Annotated in this window: 9 protein-coding genes and 1 pseudogene; 3 read left to right on the top strand and 7 right to left on the bottom strand. The window is 71.9% G+C overall.

Features of this window, described 5'->3' with window-relative positions:
- Positions 1 to 95 precede the first annotated feature (95 nt).
- Positions 96 to 4,253 (top strand): GH92 family glycosyl hydrolase, encoded by a 4,158-nt coding sequence (locus BLT82_RS33445; RefSeq protein ID WP_404205711.1) that lies wholly within the window; start codon positions 96 to 98, stop codon positions 4,251 to 4,253.
- A 218-nt stretch (positions 4,254 to 4,471) separates the two neighbouring features.
- Here BLT82_RS33445 and BLT82_RS33440 read toward each other — a convergent pair whose 3' ends face one another.
- The 4 genes from BLT82_RS33440 to BLT82_RS33425 form a co-directional block, all read right to left on the bottom strand.
- On the bottom strand, positions 4,472 to 5,155 hold the full coding sequence (locus BLT82_RS33440) for a PepSY domain-containing protein (RefSeq protein WP_244529848.1): 684 nt from the start codon (positions 5,153 to 5,155) through the stop codon (positions 4,472 to 4,474).
- Between the two features lie 265 nt (positions 5,156 to 5,420).
- Positions 5,421 to 7,649: a xanthine dehydrogenase family protein molybdopterin-binding subunit gene (locus BLT82_RS33435; RefSeq protein WP_093661767.1), complete on the bottom strand. Its 2,229-nt coding sequence runs from the start codon at positions 7,647 to 7,649 to the stop codon at positions 5,421 to 5,423.
- Positions 7,650 to 7,706: 57 nt separating this feature from the next.
- Positions 7,707 to 8,708, bottom strand: a complete 1,002-nt coding sequence (locus BLT82_RS33430) for an FAD binding domain-containing protein (protein WP_093661765.1) — start codon at positions 8,706 to 8,708, stop codon at positions 7,707 to 7,709.
- On the bottom strand, positions 8,705 to 9,274 hold the full coding sequence (locus BLT82_RS33425; RefSeq protein ID WP_093661763.1) for a 2Fe-2S iron-sulfur cluster-binding protein: 570 nt from the start codon (positions 9,272 to 9,274) through the stop codon (positions 8,705 to 8,707). The genes BLT82_RS33430 and BLT82_RS33425 overlap by 4 nt, the downstream gene beginning before the upstream one ends.
- 287 nt (positions 9,275 to 9,561) lie before the next feature.
- Between BLT82_RS33425 and BLT82_RS33420 the strand changes: the two genes are divergently transcribed.
- Positions 9,562 to 10,461, top strand: a complete 900-nt coding sequence (locus BLT82_RS33420) for a bifunctional helix-turn-helix transcriptional regulator/GNAT family N-acetyltransferase (RefSeq protein WP_093661761.1) — start codon at positions 9,562 to 9,564, stop codon at positions 10,459 to 10,461.
- Positions 10,462 to 10,506: 45 nt separating this feature from the next.
- Here BLT82_RS33420 and BLT82_RS33415 read toward each other — a convergent pair whose 3' ends face one another.
- The 3 genes and pseudogenes from BLT82_RS33415 to BLT82_RS38340 all read right to left on the bottom strand — a co-directional run bounded on the left by BLT82_RS33415 (position 10,507) and on the right by BLT82_RS38340 (position 12,066).
- Complete coding sequence (locus BLT82_RS33415) at positions 10,507 to 11,106, bottom strand: MepB family protein (protein WP_093661759.1); 600 nt, start codon at positions 11,104 to 11,106, stop codon at positions 10,507 to 10,509.
- 152 nt (positions 11,107 to 11,258) lie between these two features.
- Positions 11,259 to 11,384: pseudogene (locus BLT82_RS33410) on the bottom strand (Na+/H+ antiporter NhaA); the annotation flags it as partial.
- 304 nt (positions 11,385 to 11,688) lie between these two features.
- On the bottom strand, positions 11,689 to 12,066 hold the full coding sequence (locus BLT82_RS38340; RefSeq protein ID WP_244529847.1) for a hypothetical protein: 378 nt from the start codon (positions 12,064 to 12,066) through the stop codon (positions 11,689 to 11,691).
- A 25-nt stretch (positions 12,067 to 12,091) separates the two neighbouring features.
- Here BLT82_RS38340 and BLT82_RS33405 point away from each other — a divergent pair, with 25 nt between their 5' ends.
- On the top strand, positions 12,092 to 15,646 hold the full coding sequence (locus BLT82_RS33405) for a S8 family serine peptidase (protein ID WP_244529845.1): 3,555 nt from the start codon (positions 12,092 to 12,094) through the stop codon (positions 15,644 to 15,646).
- Positions 15,647 to 15,845: the final 199 nt, after the last annotated feature.

The raw sequence follows: 15,845 nt of genomic DNA, 5'->3' as shown, positions 1-15,845 counted from the left end.
GTGCGGGCATCCACCCCACCCTTCGCGCGCTGTTCACGAAACCGTCCCCCCGGCGCCTCCCGGGCGAACGACGGCGCTCCGAGTGTGACTCCGTTGTGAACGTCACCCCCGGTGACGCCTACTCATCCCGAAAGGCGCCGCATCCCCGATGTGGACTTCATTCGCGCGGACGCTGCCGAAGCGTCCGCGCTCCTTCCCGCCGGGCCGCCGCCGGTTCACCGCGGTCGTGCTCGCCCTCAGCGCTCTCGCCGTCGTGCCGCCCTCCGCGGCCGTGGCCGAGAAGCCCTCCGCGATCGGCGCGTTCGACGCGGTCGACCCGTTCATCGGCACCCGGCTCGACACCACCCAGAACACCGTACACCGGCGCCCTGCCGGACGGTGCGCTGCCGACCAGCCCGGCGAGCGGCGTCACCGACTACTACCTCGGCTTCGACCACGCCCGCGAGAAGGCGGATCCCGGGTACTACTCCGTCGGGCTCGACAACGATGTCACAGCGGAACTGACGGCCGCCACCCGTACAGCGGTCAGCAGCTTCGACTTCCCCGACAAGGACGGTTCCACCCTCATCCTCGACGTGGCCGGCTCCAACAACCGGGTCTTCGGCAGCGAGGTGACCGTCAAGGGCGGCACCGTCGAGGGATGGGTGGAGGCAGCGTCGGTCTGCGACGAGGGCGGCCGCTACCGCGCCTACTTCTCCGCCTCCTTCGACAAGCCCGTCAGGTCCTACGGCACGTGGAAGGGCGGCACGGTCACACCCGGCTCCGCCACCGCACGCGGCGGCGAGGCCCGGCACGACGCCGGCACGTACCTCGTCTTCGACAAGGGCGCCAAGGTCACCGCGACGGTGGGTCTGAGCTACGTCAGCACCGCCAACGCGGCGATGAACGCCGCCCACGAGGTGGGCACGCGCACCTTCGGCCAGGTGCGCACGGCGGCCGAGCGGACCTGGCGCGACGCCCTGGACACCGTCCGGACCGAGGGCGGCACGAAGGAGGAGCGGACCAAGTTCTACACCGCCCTCTACCACGCACTGCTGCACCCCAACACCTTCGACGACGTCAACGGCGAGTACCAGGGCTACGACGGCAAGGTCCACAAGGTCGCCGGGGGACGCCACCACTACGTCACCTACGCGGGCTGGGACGCCTACCGCAGCCAGGCCCAGCTCGTCGCGCTGCTCTTCCCGAAGGTCGGCAGCGACATCAACCAGTCCATCGTCGAGATGGTGGGCCAGACCGGGAAGTGGCCCAACTGGCCCCACCTGAACCAGCCCCAGCAGAAGATGAGCGGCGACTCGCTGCAGTCGCTGCTGTCCTCGATCGACGCCTTCGGCAGCACCGACTACGACCGGCGGGCCGCGCTGCAGTCCATGAAGGACACGCAGAGCCTGCCGGCCGACCGCACCCTGCGCCGCCACGGCTACCAGTACACGAGCGTCGGGTTCGTCGAGAACCGCAAGCAGGACGCCGCGACCTCCAAGACGCTCGAGTACGCGATCGACGACTTCGGCATCGCCCAGCTCGCGAAACGCCTCGGCGACAAGAAGACGTACGACCGCTTCATGCAACGGGCGCAGAACTGGCAGAACGTCTTCGACGACCAGAGCCGCCACATTCGCCCCAGGGACCGCAACGGCTTCGACCGCGGCTTCAACCTCGGTGAGCGGGGCGACCAGTTCGAGCAGGCCACCGGCTGGCAGTACGGCTGGATGGTCCCGCACAACATCGGCACACTGATCGAGAAGCGCGGCGGTACGGAAGCGGCCGCACTCGCACTGGACGAGCACCTCGGCGCCCTCGACGCCGGTGTGTACAACACCCGCGGCGCCTACCTCAGCAACCAGCCGAGCTTCGGGGCCCCGTACGTCCACCACTGGCTGCGCCGGCCCGACCTGGCGAGGGACGCACTGCGCCGCGCCTCCGCGGAGATGTACGGCACGACCCCGTCCGGTCTGCCGGGCAACGACGACCTCGGTTCGCTCAGTGCCTGGTACGTGTGGGCCAACATCGGCCTGTACCCGGCCGTTCACGGCACCGCCGACCTGCTCGTGACCGGGCCCAGGTTCGACCGGGTCGTGGTCGACAGCGCCGGCAGCCGGCGGCGCATCGACGTCCGGTCGCCCGGTGGCGCCACCATGCCGTACATCACCGGCATGAAGGTCGACGGCAAGACCGTCACACGCTCCTGGCTCGGCGAGGGCTTCGCCCGCGAGGGCGGTGAGCTGCGCCTGACCATGTCGGCGCGCCGGGGCACCTGGGGCGCACGGGAGGCGGACGTGCCGCCGTCGTACACCGATGGAAGCGACGCCCGCAACAACACCGGCACGACGCCGGACGGCGCCGGGAACACCGGTTCGCTGGACCTGAGCGACAACTCCCTGTCCCGCAACCGCCTGGCGGGGGCGGGCGCAGCCCCGGGTGCGCCCGTCCGGCACGGCGACACCGGCGTCACCTTCACCTGGCCGGACACGGAGCCCGGGCAGCCGGACAACTGGATTCCGCACGGCCAGCGCGTCCCCATGGGCAACGTCCGGGCGACCGGGATCTCGTTCCTGGGCCTGGCCACCAACGGACCCTCCCAGGGAACAGCGGTCGTCGAGTACACCGACGGGTCCACCCAGGACGTCGGCGTCCAGCTGACCGACTGGACCCCGGGCACCACCTACCAGTTCGGCAACACCCCACTGGTGACCACCGTCGGCCGCAACCGGGCGGCGGGCGGCAGCGACACGGTCGAGACCAAGGTCTTCGGCACCGTGCCCCGGCTCCTCGACCCGTCGAAGCGCGTCGCCTCGGTCGTCCTTCCCCAGGGCACCGACCGCGGCATCATGCACATCTTCGACGTCGCGCTCACCACCAAGCGGGATCTGGAGGTCCCCGGCACGACTCCCGAGCGGATCGTGCTCACTCCGACCGGTACGCCGCACGCCTCGCAGGCCGTCACCTGGCGCACCGGCGCCGCGGTGACCGCGGGCGAGGTGCGGGTGCGCCGGCCCGGCGACCGCACGTGGCGCACCGTCCCGGCGCGGGCCAACGAGGAGCTGGTCGCCGCCGGGGTCCCGAGCCGCACCCACTCCGCGGTGATGACGGGGCTGCGCCCGGGCACGAAGTACGAGTACCAGGTCGGCACCGGCTCGTGGGTCGGCCCGGTCCACACCTTCACCACCGCCCGCCGGCCCGGCGAGGACTTCACCTTCCTCTACTTCGGCGACGCGCAGAACGAGCTGGCCTCGAAGTGGGCGCCGGTGGTGAAGCAGGCGTACGACCGCTACCCGGACGCCGTCGGCAGCGTCAACGCCGGCGATCTGATCAACTCCAGCGGAAACGACAGCGAGTGGCGCGACTGGTTCGCCGCCATGGACGGCTACAGCCAGACCACCAACGTCATCGCGGCCCCGGGCAACCACGAGTACTCGGGGGACTCCTTCCTGCGCACCTGGAAGTCGACCTTCGAGTTCCCGTCCGACGGTCCGCGCCCCGGCAAGGCCGCCGGTACCACCCCTGCGGCACGGCAGCGTGCGGTCTACGAGGCGCACATGGCCAAGGTGATCGCGGAGACGGCGTACTACACCGACTACCAGGGCGTGCGGTTCATCACCCTCAACGCCAGCACCGGTGACGCCCGTTCTCTGATGACGCCGCCGTGGCTGCCCGCGTGCAGCCAGGACTGCCCCGATCCGGAGAAGCTGTGGCTCGACCTCCAGAGCCGCTGGCTGGACGGTGTCCTCGGGAACAACCCCAACAAGTGGGCGGTGACGGTCTTCCACCAGCCGGTGTTCTCCTCCGCCGCCGGGCGGGACGAGAAGCCGGTCCGGGACGCCTGGCTGCCGGTCTTCCAGCGCAACGACATCGACCTGGTGCTGATGGGCCACGACCACGTGTACTCCCGCGGGTACGTCGACTCGGACGCCACCGGCACCCCGGGCGTGACCACCGGGCCGGTCTACACCGTCGCAGTGTCCGGACCGAAGTACTACGAGTTGGCTCCCGAGGGCGAGAGCGTCTGGAGGCGCAACGGCGCCACCGAGGTCGTGCGCGCCGGACACACCTCGACGTTCCAGGGCATCCGGGTCTCGAAGAACCAGCTCCGCTACGAGGCCCTGGTGGCGGCGAAGTGGGACGACAGGTCGACCACCGACAAGGGCGTCGGCGAGGTGCTCGACGCCTTCACCGTCACCAAGTACGACGACGGCACCAAGTACGTGACCGAGGAAGGGGTTCCGGTACCGGGCGAGCGCAGCACCCGCCGGTGACGACGTTGTGACACGCCGGCGGACCGGCGGGCCGAAGGACCGCCGTCGGTCCGCGTCCGCCCGGCGGGACCAGGGCCGGCGCCGTCCGCGCGGGCCGGCAAGGGGCTGCGGAGGTGCCTGCCGAAGGCGCCTCCGCGGCCCGCTTCCGTCTCGGCCCGCTTCGGCGAGCGCCCCGCCCGTGCACCGGGAGGCCCCCGGTCCACGGACCGGGCGGAGGGTCAGTCCTTGTCCACCTGCTCCCGCAGGACCTCGCCGCTGGCCGCGTCGATGTCGAAGGCCGTCTTGCTCCAGTCCTGCTCGTTGACGAGGTCGACCGACCACACGAGCGTGTTGTCCTCGCTGTCGAGGTGGACGTCGGTGACGGTTCCCTGCTTCCTCCCCGTCGCCGTCTTCACCGCCTGCTCCGGCGTCACCTGGGCCTTGGTCAGACGGTCGGTGAGCTCGCGCATGTCGTCGGCGTCCTGATCGGTCTCGGCCTGGGACCGGAGCACGCTGCCCGACACCGCGTCCACGAGGACCCTGTGCACCGTGCCGTTCTGGCCGGCCACTTCGGCGGCCCACTCGGGGCTGCCCGGGCTCGGCGCAGGAGAGGCGGTGGCACCGCCCTCGTAGCGCCGCAGTTCGATCGCGACCAACTCGCTCCCGGCGACGGCGCCGGTCGCCGTGCCGGCGGCCTTGTCCCAGGGGACCTTGGCCGCCTGCACCAGCGCCATGCGCTGGGCCTGGTCGTCGGTGAGGCGCGTCCCGGTGCCGGTGGGGTTCGGAGAGGCGGTGGGGCTCATGCCGGTCGGAGCAGCCGGGGTCGCGACCGACGCCGGCCCCTTGGTGCCCCCGTCGCTGCCGCAGCCCGTGACCAGCAGGGCGGAGCAGACGAGGAGACAAGCGGGCAGAGCGGTACGCACACGGAGAGGATGAATCGTTTCGTTCATGTCGGCACGCGTAACCGCTGCCCCGGTGAGGCAGACCGGGCGCCGAGGGAGATCACCCGTTCGCGTCCCCGACCGCCACCGGGGCCCGGCGGCGCGGCCGGCGCACAACGCCGCGCCACGACCGGGGGCCCCTCGCCTCGCCCTCGTGCCGGTCCCGGGCGACGGCCCGGGGGCCACGGTCGGGGTACCCCCCGGCGCCCCCGCCCCTGCGAGCGCACCGGCACCGGCGTCCCTCGATTCAGGCGTCCAGCGGCGGCAGGCCGGGCAGCACCTTCTCGATGGTGACGGGGAAGTCGCGCACACGCACGCCGGTGGCGTTGAACACCGCGTTCACCACGGACGCACCGGCCCCGCAGATGCCCACCTCGCCCACGCCCTTCGCGCCCAGCACGTTGGCCTTGTCGTCATAGCCGTCCAGGACCACGGCGTCGACGTCGGTGATGTCGGCGTGGACCGGCACCAGGTATCCCGCGAGATCCCGGTTGACGAAGGCGCCGGAACGCGGGTCGACGACGGCCTCTTCCTCGAGGGCCGCGCCGACGCCCCAGACCATGCCGCCGATCAGCTGCGAGCGGGTCGTCTTCGGGTTGAACACGCGGCCCACCGAGAACACGCCGAGCATCCGCCGCAGACGTATCTCGGCGGTGTCGGCGTCGACGCCCACTTCGGCGAAATGGGCCCCGTAGGTGTTGATCGAGTAGTCGGAGTAGTTCGGCTCGTCGCCCATGTAGCGGACCTGGCCCTCCGCCTCCAAGCCCTCGGGATGGCTGCGCGCGACGATCTCGCCGAGCGTCTCGGTCGCGCCGCCGATGCCGACGTCGCCGTCGGAGAACACCGCCTCGGCCGGGCTCAGTCCGTGCAGCGGGGAGCGTGCGTCGCCGCGGGCCGCCTCCAGCAGCTTCTCGCGCAGGGCCATGCACGCCCGATGTGTCGCGGTGCACGAGTTGGTGGCGCCCCACGAGCCGCCGGACCCCCAGCTGGCGGGGAGATCGGAGAGCCCGAGCTCGATCCGGACCCGGTCGAGCGGCAGTCCGAGCCCCTCGGCCGCGACCTGCGTCAGGATCGTGTACGTGCCGGTCCCGATGTCGGTCATGTCCGTCCGGACGACGGCGGTGCCGTCCGCTTCCAGCCGCACCCGCACCGCCGTCGGCCCCTGGAAATGCCCGCGGATGGCCGCCGACATGCCGTAGCCGATCAGCCACCGGCCCTCGCGCACGCTCGCAGGGGTGGCCGGGCGGTTCTCCCATCCGAACCGGCGCGCGCCTTCGCGAAGGCAGTCGACCAGGTGGCGGTCGCTGTACGGCACGTTTCGCTCGGGATCGACGGTGGGCTCGTTGCGGATCCGCAGTTCGACCGGGTCCATCCCGAGCGCGTCGGCCAGCTCGTCCATCGCCGACTCGACCGCCAGCATGCCCGGAGCCTCGCCCGGTGCGCGGACGTCCGTTCCGCGTGGCAGGTCGAGCGCCGCCAGCCGGTGGCTGGTCAACCGGTGGGGCGCGGCGTAGAGGCTGCGGGTGGTGGCGGCGGTCTGCTCGGCGTACTCGATGTCGGGGTTGGTGTGCATGGTGACGTCGTGGGCGATCGCCGTCAGCCGCCCGTCGCGTTCCGCGCCCAGCCGGACCCGCTGGCTCGAAATGGGGCGCATGCCGACGAGCTGGAAGACCTGCTGGCGGGTCATCGCGACCTTGACCGGGCGGTTCAGCGTGCGAGCGGCGAGCGCCGCCAGGATCGTCTCGGAGTGGATGCCCAGCTTCGAGCCGAACCCCCCGCCGACGAAGGGGGCGACGACGTGGACGCGTTCGGGGTTCATCCGGAGCGTGGCGGCGACCGAGGCCCGGGCCGCGTTGACGATCTGGGAGCTGACGTAGACGACCAGGTCCTCGCCGCGCGGTTCCGCGAGACACGCGTTGGGTTCGATGGGCAACGAGAACTCGTACGGCGTCGTGTAGTGCTGGTCGACCTTGACCTCGGCGTTGTCGAACCCGGCCTGAAAGTCGCCCACCTCGGTGTCGGTCGGGAGACCGGCGTTGACCACCTTCGGGATGTAGACGTCGTCCTCGTACTCGCCGAAGTCGAAACGTCCCCGCCCGGTGCTGTACTCGACCTCGACGAGGTCGGCCGCCGCCCGGGCCTGCTCGAGGGTCCCGGCGACGACGAGGGCCACCGGTTCGCCGTAGTGGTGGACGTCCGGGCCGGTGAGCTCCGGCTGGGCGCGCCAGTACTCGAAGGAAACGGACTCGTCCCGCGGGCCCTGCACGGGGGCGTTGAGATGGGTCATCACCAGGTGCACGCCGGGTGCGCCCTCGGCGTCCTCGGTGTCGATCCGGGTGATGCGGCCCTTGCCGATCGTCGCGCCGACGATGAAGCCGTACAGCGGCCGGCCGGCCTCCCAGTGCTCGTAGGCGTAGGCGGCACGGCCGGTGGCCTTGAGCGGGCCGTCGACGCGGTCCACAGCGTGCCCGATCATCTCGCCTCCTCGGTTCCCCCGGAACTCGGTTGGCCCCGCATTCAGCCCGCCCCGCATTCAGCCCGCCCCGGGCTCGGCCGCCCCAGCCACCTGCGCCAGCGTGCGGCACAACGTGCGCCTGGCCAGTTCGATCTTGAAGTCGTTGTGCCCCTGTCCGACCGCGTCGCGCATCGCGGCCTCGGCGGCGGCGCGATAGGTGTCCATCGTGGCGGGACGGCCGGTCAGCGCGGCCTCCGCCTCGGCGGACCGCCAGGGCTTGTGCGCCACACCGCCGAACGCCACCCGCGCCTCGTCGATCGTCCCCCGGTCGGTCGTCGACACCACGGCCGCCACGGAGACCAGCGCGAACTCGTAGGACGCCCGGTCGCGCACCTTGCGGTACCGCTGCCGTCCCGGCGGGGGCGCGGGCAGGAGGACGCCCGTGATCATCTCGCCGGGCCGCAGCACGGTCTCGATGTGCGGCGTGTCGCCCGGCAGCCGGTGGAAGTCGGCGATGGCGACTCGGCGCACCGCCCCATCGGCGTCGAGCAGTTCGATCTCCGCATCCAGCACGGCCAGGGCGACGGCCATGTCCGAGGGGTGCGTGGCGATACAGGACTCACTGGCGCCGAGGATCGCGTGAATCCGGTTGAACCCGCCGATCGCCGAGCATCCGGATCCGGGATCGCGCTTGTTGCAGCCCGCGGCAGTGTCGTAGAAGTAGGGACAGCGAGTGCGCTGCAGCAGGTTTCCCCCGGTGGACGCCTTGTTGCGCAACTGGCCCGACGCACCGGACACCAGCGCCTCCGACAGCACCGGATAGCGGGTGCGCACCCGGGCGTCGGCGGCGACCTCCGAGTTGGCCGCCTGGGCGCCGATGTACAGCCCGCCGTCCGGGAGTTCCTCGATGTCCCGCAGCGGGAGCCGGCTGATGTCGACGAGATGGCTCGGCTTCTCGATGTCCAGCTTCATCAGGTCGAGCAGATTGGTGCCGCCGCTGATGAACTTCGCGCCGTCCCGGGACACCGCGGCGACGGCGGCCCGTGCGTCCGTGGCCCGTTCGTAGGTGAAAGACCTCATTGCGTGCCGCCTTCCGCCGTGCCGCGGATGGCCGCGACGATGTTCGGATAGGCGGCGCACCGGCAGATGTTGCCGCTCATCCGCTCGCGGATCTCCTCGTCGGTCAGAGCCATCTGCGGCGAGGCCACGTCGGTGGTGGCGTGGCTGGGCCAGCCCGCCGCCACTTCGGCGAGCATCCCGACCGCCGAGCAGATCTGGCCCGGGGTGCAGTAGCCGCACTGGAATCCGTCGTTCTCGACGAAGGCGCGCTGCATGGGGTGCAGGTGGTCGGGATCGCCCAGGCCCTCGATCGTGACGATCTCGTCGTCCTCGTGCATGACCGCCAGCGACAGGCAGGAGTTGACGCGACGGCCGTTGACCAGCACGGTGCAGGCACCGCACTGACCGTGGTCGCATCCCTTCTTCGTCCCGCTCAGCCGCAGGTGTTCGCGCAGTGCGTCGAGGAGGGAGGTCCGCGGATCCACCTCGAGCCGCCGCACCTGGTCGTTGACGTTCAGCCGTATCGCCGAAAGCGGGGCCGTCTCGCCGTGGCTCCGCCCGGCGGGGCCCGTATCGGGATCGCTCATCACAGCCCGCCTTCCTTGCTCGGTGCGGGTGTCGGGCCAGGACATGCGTCGCCGCAGTCGGCGCGCTTCCCCGCGGCCGTCGCCGTTGCGGGGCACTCCTGCGTCCCAGCGTCTCGCACATGCCTGCGCACCGCGATTCAGGTTCTGGTGGAGCCGCCGCCCGCGCAGCCGGCAGCCCGCGCGGGCGGCTCCTTCGCACAGGGGCCGTGCATCTCCGCCGGAGACCGTCACGCGGGCTCCTCGCGGTCCGGTTTGCCCGGCGGAGATCCTCTGACTAAGGTCAGAGGATGGACGAGGGGCAGGTGGAGCAGGTACGGCGTTTCAACCGGACCGTCGCCGAGCGTGTGGGAGTGCTGCACGACCACTATCTGGGCGGCGCGCGGCCCTATGGGCAGGCCAGGCTGCTCTGGCAGATCGGCGACGGGGGCACGCACGACGTCCGCGGCGTGCGAGACCGGCTCGGCCTCGACTCCGGGTACGTGAGCAGGCTGCTGAGGGCGCTCGAACGCGACGGCCTCGTAGCCGTCGAGCCCCACCCCCGCGACCGGCGGGTACGCACCGTCCGGCTGACCGAGGCCGGGCGGCAGGAACGCGCTCTTCTCGACGACCGCAGCGACGCACTCGCCGCATCGCTCCTCGCCCCGCTCAACGCCCGGCAGCGGGAGCGGCTCACCTCGGCCATGGCCGAGGTCGGGCGGCTGCTGACCGCTTCGACGGTCTCCCTGGCGGTGCTCGACCCGGACCACCCCGACGCCGCGCACTGCCTGCGGTCCTACGCCGCCGAACTGGGGGAGCTCTTCGACGGCGGCTTCGACCCCGCGAACAGCCTGCTGCCCGACCCGGGCGAACTGCGCGCGCCACACGGACTGTTCCTCGTGGCGCGGCTGCACGGCGAGCCGGTGGGCTGCGCCGGGCTCAAGCTGCCGTCCGGAGCGCCCGCCGAGATCAAGCGGTTGTGGGTCTGCCCCCGCGCCCGAGGGCTCGGCCTGGCCCGGCGCCTCCTGGCCGAACTCGAGGAGCGAGCCGCCCGGCACGGCTGCGATCTGGTGCGGCTCGACACCAACAGGGCGCTGGAAGCGGCCACTCGCCTCTACCGCGACAGCGGGTACACCGAGGTCCCGGCCTTCAACGACGAGCCCTATGCCCACCACTGGTTCGAAAAGCGGCTCACGCCGACAGCGCGGTAAGGGGGACCCTGGGGGCGTTCCTCGACGGGGCCGGGATCCGGTGGGTCATGTGCGGGGCGCGTGGTACAGCGAGCGGGCCCGGTCGGCGTCGGCGGTCCCGGTGGCAGGCAGGGGGAGGAAGTGGTTCGTCTGCCACCTCTGCGAACTGCCGGCCTGCCGGCTGGTCGTCGTCACCCAGGGCGGATACACGCGGAAAGCCCGCTTGCCTCCGGAGCCCTCGCGGGCGAACACGCCCCGCTCGCAGAGCACGTCCCGCGGGAACACGAACTGTCCGTGGCTCCGGCCCTCACGCACGCCGACGACGAGGAGGTCCACGTCGTCCTCGGAGTCGAAGGGCTGGATCGGCCCGCCTGCGTGCCTCTTCCACACCGTCACGAACTGACCGGCCTTCGCCGGCGTCGTCTTGGCCGTGCGGAATCTGACCGAGAGGCCGTCGAGTGTGAACGCGCACGCCCCGTAGTCGGCGCTCTCCGCTTCGAGTACGGGGAGGGAGCACGTGAACCCGCTCGGGTCGTACACGAGTTCCTTCGCCGCCAGCAGGTCCGCTGGAATCCCGGCCACGTCCGACCAGGCCCCGGCGTCACGGGCATCGACTTCCCGGGGGGCGCCGTGTCCCGCCGTCCTGCTGCTTCCTGCTGCGCTCATTAATCGAACATATCATCGGGCGTGGTGGCCTTGTCGTCGTTCGAGCCCGGTGCCTTTGAGCAGGCGCCCCGAGGGGTTCCCCTGTGCGGTCAGCCCGGCGGAGCAGGACCGGTCGACCGCAGTGGCGGGAAGCGGCACTTCAGGTCCCCTCGGATCAGGAGGGCGACGGTGAAGCCGATGCCGGCCAGTACGGCGAGCGCGAGGACGTCCGCCCACTCCAGATCCGGGTTCAGGCGGGCGCGGCTGTAAGCGGCGAGACACGTGCCGGCGAAGCCCCCGCGGCGACCCGGGCGCAACGACCGGACGGCGGTGCGTGTCGCAGTTCTGACATGACGCGTTTGTGCCACCGGGGAGGGGATGACACGCCGGTTGGTGCGCCTGATGATTTCGCTCGGGTCGTGAACCGCAGGTGGACGGGGGGTAATTGCTCATGGCGGCGCTCTGCCCGGGGCCGGCTCGTCCGCTGCCTCCGGCGGCGCCACCACCTCTCCCCTCACACCGGCTCGAGGCCGGGTCACACCGGCTCGAGTTGTGCTCCGACGGACGGACAGGCGGGTTCGAGGGCCGGCGGCCGGTCGCGGTTCACGCCGGGGCCGGGCGCCGTCCGTCTCGCATGTCCCACGTTGTGTCCCCCGGTTCCGTGCCGCCCTGACGGCCGCTCACTGACGCCGTGCCCTGACGATCATCGGGAATTGACAGAAAGGCTGAATCACCAATGAGACGGATCCGCCTTGGGGCGGTGATTTCGATGTCGGCGATGGTGGTGGCGGGCGTGATGACGCCCGTTGCCGCGCGGTCCCCGCAGGGGACCGAGGCGCACACGCCCGCGTCGAACGACCGCACGAGCACGGTGCGATTGATCACCGGCGACCGGGTCACCGTCAGTGACGCGCCGAACGGCAGGAAGACGGCCTCGGTGCAGCGTGCACCGGGCCGTGGGAAGGTCTTCTTCCAGATCACGGAGGAAGGGGGCGGCCTCACCGTCATGCCCTCCGACGCTGCGGAGTTGGTCCGCACGGGGCGGCTGGACGCGGGGCTCTTCGACGTCGCGGGACTCGTCGCCCAGGGGTACGACGAGGCGCACGCCGACGCCCTGCCCCTGATCGTGTCCGCGCCTGACGGCTCGGCGCGCGCGGCGGCCAAGCGGGCTGACGCGCTCGCGGAGTTCCACGAGGCGCCCGCAGGTCCGCGGACGCTGCCGAGCATCGACGCCCGGGCGCTGCGTGTCGCCGACGAGGACCTGGTCGCCTTCTGGAAGCGGCTCGTACCTCCGGCCGGCACGTCCGCGGCGAAGACGGCGGCGGAGACTCCGAAGGTCTGGCTGGACCACAAGGTGCGTCCCACGCTGGACCGCAGCACCGCGCAGATCAACGCGCCGGCCGCCTGGGCGGCCGGCCACCGGGGCAAGGGCGTCAAGGTCGCGGTCCTCGACACCGGTGCGGACCAGAAGCATCCCGACCTCGCGGGGCGCGTGACCGAGGCGAAGGACTTCTCCGACAGCGGCTCGACCGAGGACCGCTTCGGCCACGGCACGCACGTCGCCGCCACCGCCGCCGGCAGCGGCGCCGCGTCGAACGGCCTCCGCAAGGGCGTCGCGCCCGACGCCGACCTGCTGATCGGCAAGGTGCTCGGGGACAGCGGCTACGGCAGCCAGTCCCAGGTCATCGCCGGCATGGAGTGGGCCGCGGCCCAGGGCGCCAGGGTCGTCAACATGAGCCTGGGCGCCGACATGGAGACCGACGGCACCGACCCCATGAGTCTCGCCGTCGACGAGCTCACCCGCAGCAGCGGCGCCCTCTTCGTCGTCGCCGCCGGCAACAGCGGCTCGCTGGGCGACATGACGGTCGGCTCGCCCGGTGCGGCGGACACCGCGCTCACCGTCGGCGCCGTCGACCGCGACGACTCCCTGGCTTCCTTCTCCAGCCGCGGCCCGCGCTTCGGCGACAAGGCCGTCAAGCCGGACATCACGGCTCCGGGCGTCGGGATCGTCGCGGCGCGCGCCGCCGGCACGACCATGGGTGCTCCGATCGACGACTACTACGTCGCGGCGAACGGCACTTCGATGGCCACGCCTCATGTGGCCGGTGCGGCGGCACTGCTCGCCGGGCAGCACGCCGACTGGAGCGCCGAGCAGCTCAAGGACGCGCTGATCAGCACATCCCGTACGGTGTCCGGCCAGGTGCCGACCCATCAGGGCGGCGGCCGCGTCGACGTCAAGGCGGCCTTCACCGCCCCCGTCACCGCCACCGGCACGGTCGCCCTGGGCCCCTTCGGCAGGGACGGCTCCCCGGTGGAGCGGGCCGGCGTCATCCGCTACACGAACCACTCCGACGACGAGGTCACGCTGAGCCTGCGCGCCGCGCTGGCCACCAACGGCGGCAGGGCGCTCCCCGCAGAGGCGCTGTCCCTGGGCGCGGACACGGTCAGGGTCGCCGCGGGTGCGACCGCGGAGGTGCCGGTCGGCGTCGCTCCCTCGAAGGCGGGCCGCGGCTCCTACTACGGCTACGCCACCGCCACGTCCTCCGGCGGTGCTTCGGTCCACACGACCCTCAGCCTGGTGGTGCGTGCACCGATGCACAAGGTCACCATCAAGTCCCACGGCCCGGACGGGGAGCCCTGGGGGTGGAACATCCTGAACGTATTCGGAGGTGACACGGACGTCCGGTTCACCAGCTGGGACCCCCTGGTCGCCGAGGTCGAGGAGGGCACCTACCAGGTCGGCGGAGCGCGGCTGGACGAGAGCGGCGGCGGCCCGCGGCTGGTGCAGGTGGTGGAGCCCGAGGTGAAGGTCGCCGGGGACACGACCGTGACCCTGGACGCCCGCCGGGCCAAGCAGGTGCGCGTGCGCACTCCCGAGCCCGCCGAGCGGCGCAACAACGTGACGTACCAGATGTACCGGAAGATCGACGGCGCGGTGCAGGCCCTGACCACCTACTACGAGGACGGCGGCGGGGCGGTCGACCTGTACGTGAACCCCACCTCCAAGGTGACCGAGGGCGAGTTCGAGTTCAACTCCCGCTGGGAGATGACCGCTCCCCAGCTCAGGACCGAGGTCCGCGGCACGGACCTCGACCTGGAGCCTCACTACGTCCCCCGGTCCGCACCGTTCGACCCCCGGGGGGAGCGGCTCGTCGCCGTGGACGCGGGGACCAGGGAGAAGCCGGACCTGCGGGCCGGCACAGTGCGGGGCAAGCTCGCCGTGATCCGCGACGACACCGCGCAGGACGGCGACGACCTCGCGCAGGCGGCTGCGAAGGCGGGCGCCAAGGGCATGGTGATCGTCCTTCCCGAGGGGATGCTGGCCTGGACCCGCTGGAAGCCGACGGACACGCGCTCCGCAGTCCCCGTCATGCGGATGGACGCGACCGACGGCGCGGCACTGCTGCAGTACATGAAGAAGCACCGGACGGTCGTCGACATCTCCGGCACGGTCGAGAGCCCCTACCTGTACGACATCAGGGCGATCTGGCAGGACCGGATCCCGCAGGACGTGACGTACACCGTCTCCGACCGCAACACGGCGCAGGTGAAGGCGTCCTACACGGACAACGGCACCCTGGAGTGGACAGCCGAGCAGCGCTTCAGCTGGCGCCCCTACGCGAAGTACAGCTGGGAGACCTCTCGCTGGGTGCCGACGGGGCTGACCCGCACCGAGTACGTCACCTCCGGCGACACGCAGTGGATGCACTACGTCGACTTCATCACCGCCTCGAACCCGGACCTGGCGATGACGTCGGGCCTTCGTGACGCCCCCCGTGCCTTCGGGGCGGGCGAGAAGGCCAAGGAGGAGTGGTACAAGGCGGTGCTCCGGCCGTCCATCCCGCGCGGCTGGGGCCGTCCCTCGGTCCGCAACGGCGACGTGCTCAGTCTGGCGATCCCGGAGTACACCGACGCGACGGCCGGCCACTGGGCCCGCAAGCAGGTTCCCGCCGCGCCGGGAGGCATCGGCGGCGCCGGAGCGCCGGGGACGTTGGACGATCCCACCTACCCCGCGGGTGACACCGTGTCGGCGGTCCTCCTCCGCGACGGCAAGGAGGTGGGACGGTCCGACGGCGCCTGGGGCAACTTCCCGGTCCCCGCGGGCAAGGCCGGCTACCGCCTCGACCTGACGACCGAGCGCGAGACCGAGTACTGGCAGACCGGTACGAGGACCTCCACGTCCTGGACGTTCCGCTCGGGCACCACGGCCGAGGACACGCTGCTGCCTCTCCTCCAGATCGACTACGGGGTCCCGGCCGGCCTGGCGAACACGGTCGGCGGCGGGAAGCGGCACACCCTCGACCTGACCGTCAGGAACCAGGACGGGCTCGCCGCCCCCGCCGGGGTCGAGATCAAGGTCGAGGCGTCCTTCGACGACGGCAGGACCTGGAAGGGACGCGTCGGCGTCAAGGACCGCGGCCACAACCGGTTCACCGCCACCGTCGAGCGGCCGGGCGACCGGGGGCAGGGCGCGTATGTGACCCTGCGGGTCACGGCCTCCGACAAGGCGGGCAACACGGTCCGGCAGACCGTGGAACGGGCCTACCTGCTGGGCGGGTGAGCGAGCGCCTCCACGGGAGTCCCCGCGGAGGCGCCCGCCGCACCTCCACGGCCGGTGCCGGGGCACACCCCCGGCACCGGCCGTTCGTCGCACGTGCCACCGCCCCGGGCCGCGTCGGCACCCGCTCGCTCCCGTTGCCGGGGTGACGTCCTCCGGGGGCGGTGCGGTCGGGTCGACTCACCGGACCCGGCCGGGGTAG

Origin of the sequence: Streptomyces wuyuanensis (assembly GCF_900103455.1) — a bacterium.
GTDB classification, from domain to species: Bacteria; Actinomycetota; Actinomycetes; order Streptomycetales; family Streptomycetaceae; genus Streptomyces; species Streptomyces wuyuanensis.
This window is presented reverse-complemented; position numbering and strand designations above follow the sequence as displayed.

Bases quoted from the DNA above. Each gene is read 5' to 3' on its own strand.
- BLT82_RS33420 (WP_093661761.1), top strand. From the start codon at position 9,562: ATGGACGAGGGGCAGGTGGAGCAGGTACGGCGTTTCAACCGGACCGTC.
- BLT82_RS33430 (WP_093661765.1), bottom strand. From the start codon at position 8,708: ATGAGGTCTTTCACCTACGAACGGGCCACGGACGCACGGGCCGCCGTC.
- BLT82_RS33405 (WP_244529845.1), top strand. From the start codon at position 12,092: ATGCCCTCCGACGCTGCGGAGTTGGTCCGCACGGGGCGGCTGGACGCG.
- BLT82_RS33425 (WP_093661763.1), bottom strand. From the start codon at position 9,274: ATGAGCGATCCCGATACGGGCCCCGCCGGGCGGAGCCACGGCGAGACG.
- BLT82_RS33415 (WP_093661759.1), bottom strand. From the start codon at position 11,106: ATGAGCGCAGCAGGAAGCAGCAGGACGGCGGGACACGGCGCCCCCCGG.
- BLT82_RS33435 (WP_093661767.1), bottom strand. From the start codon at position 7,649: ATGATCGGGCACGCTGTGGACCGCGTCGACGGCCCGCTCAAGGCCACC.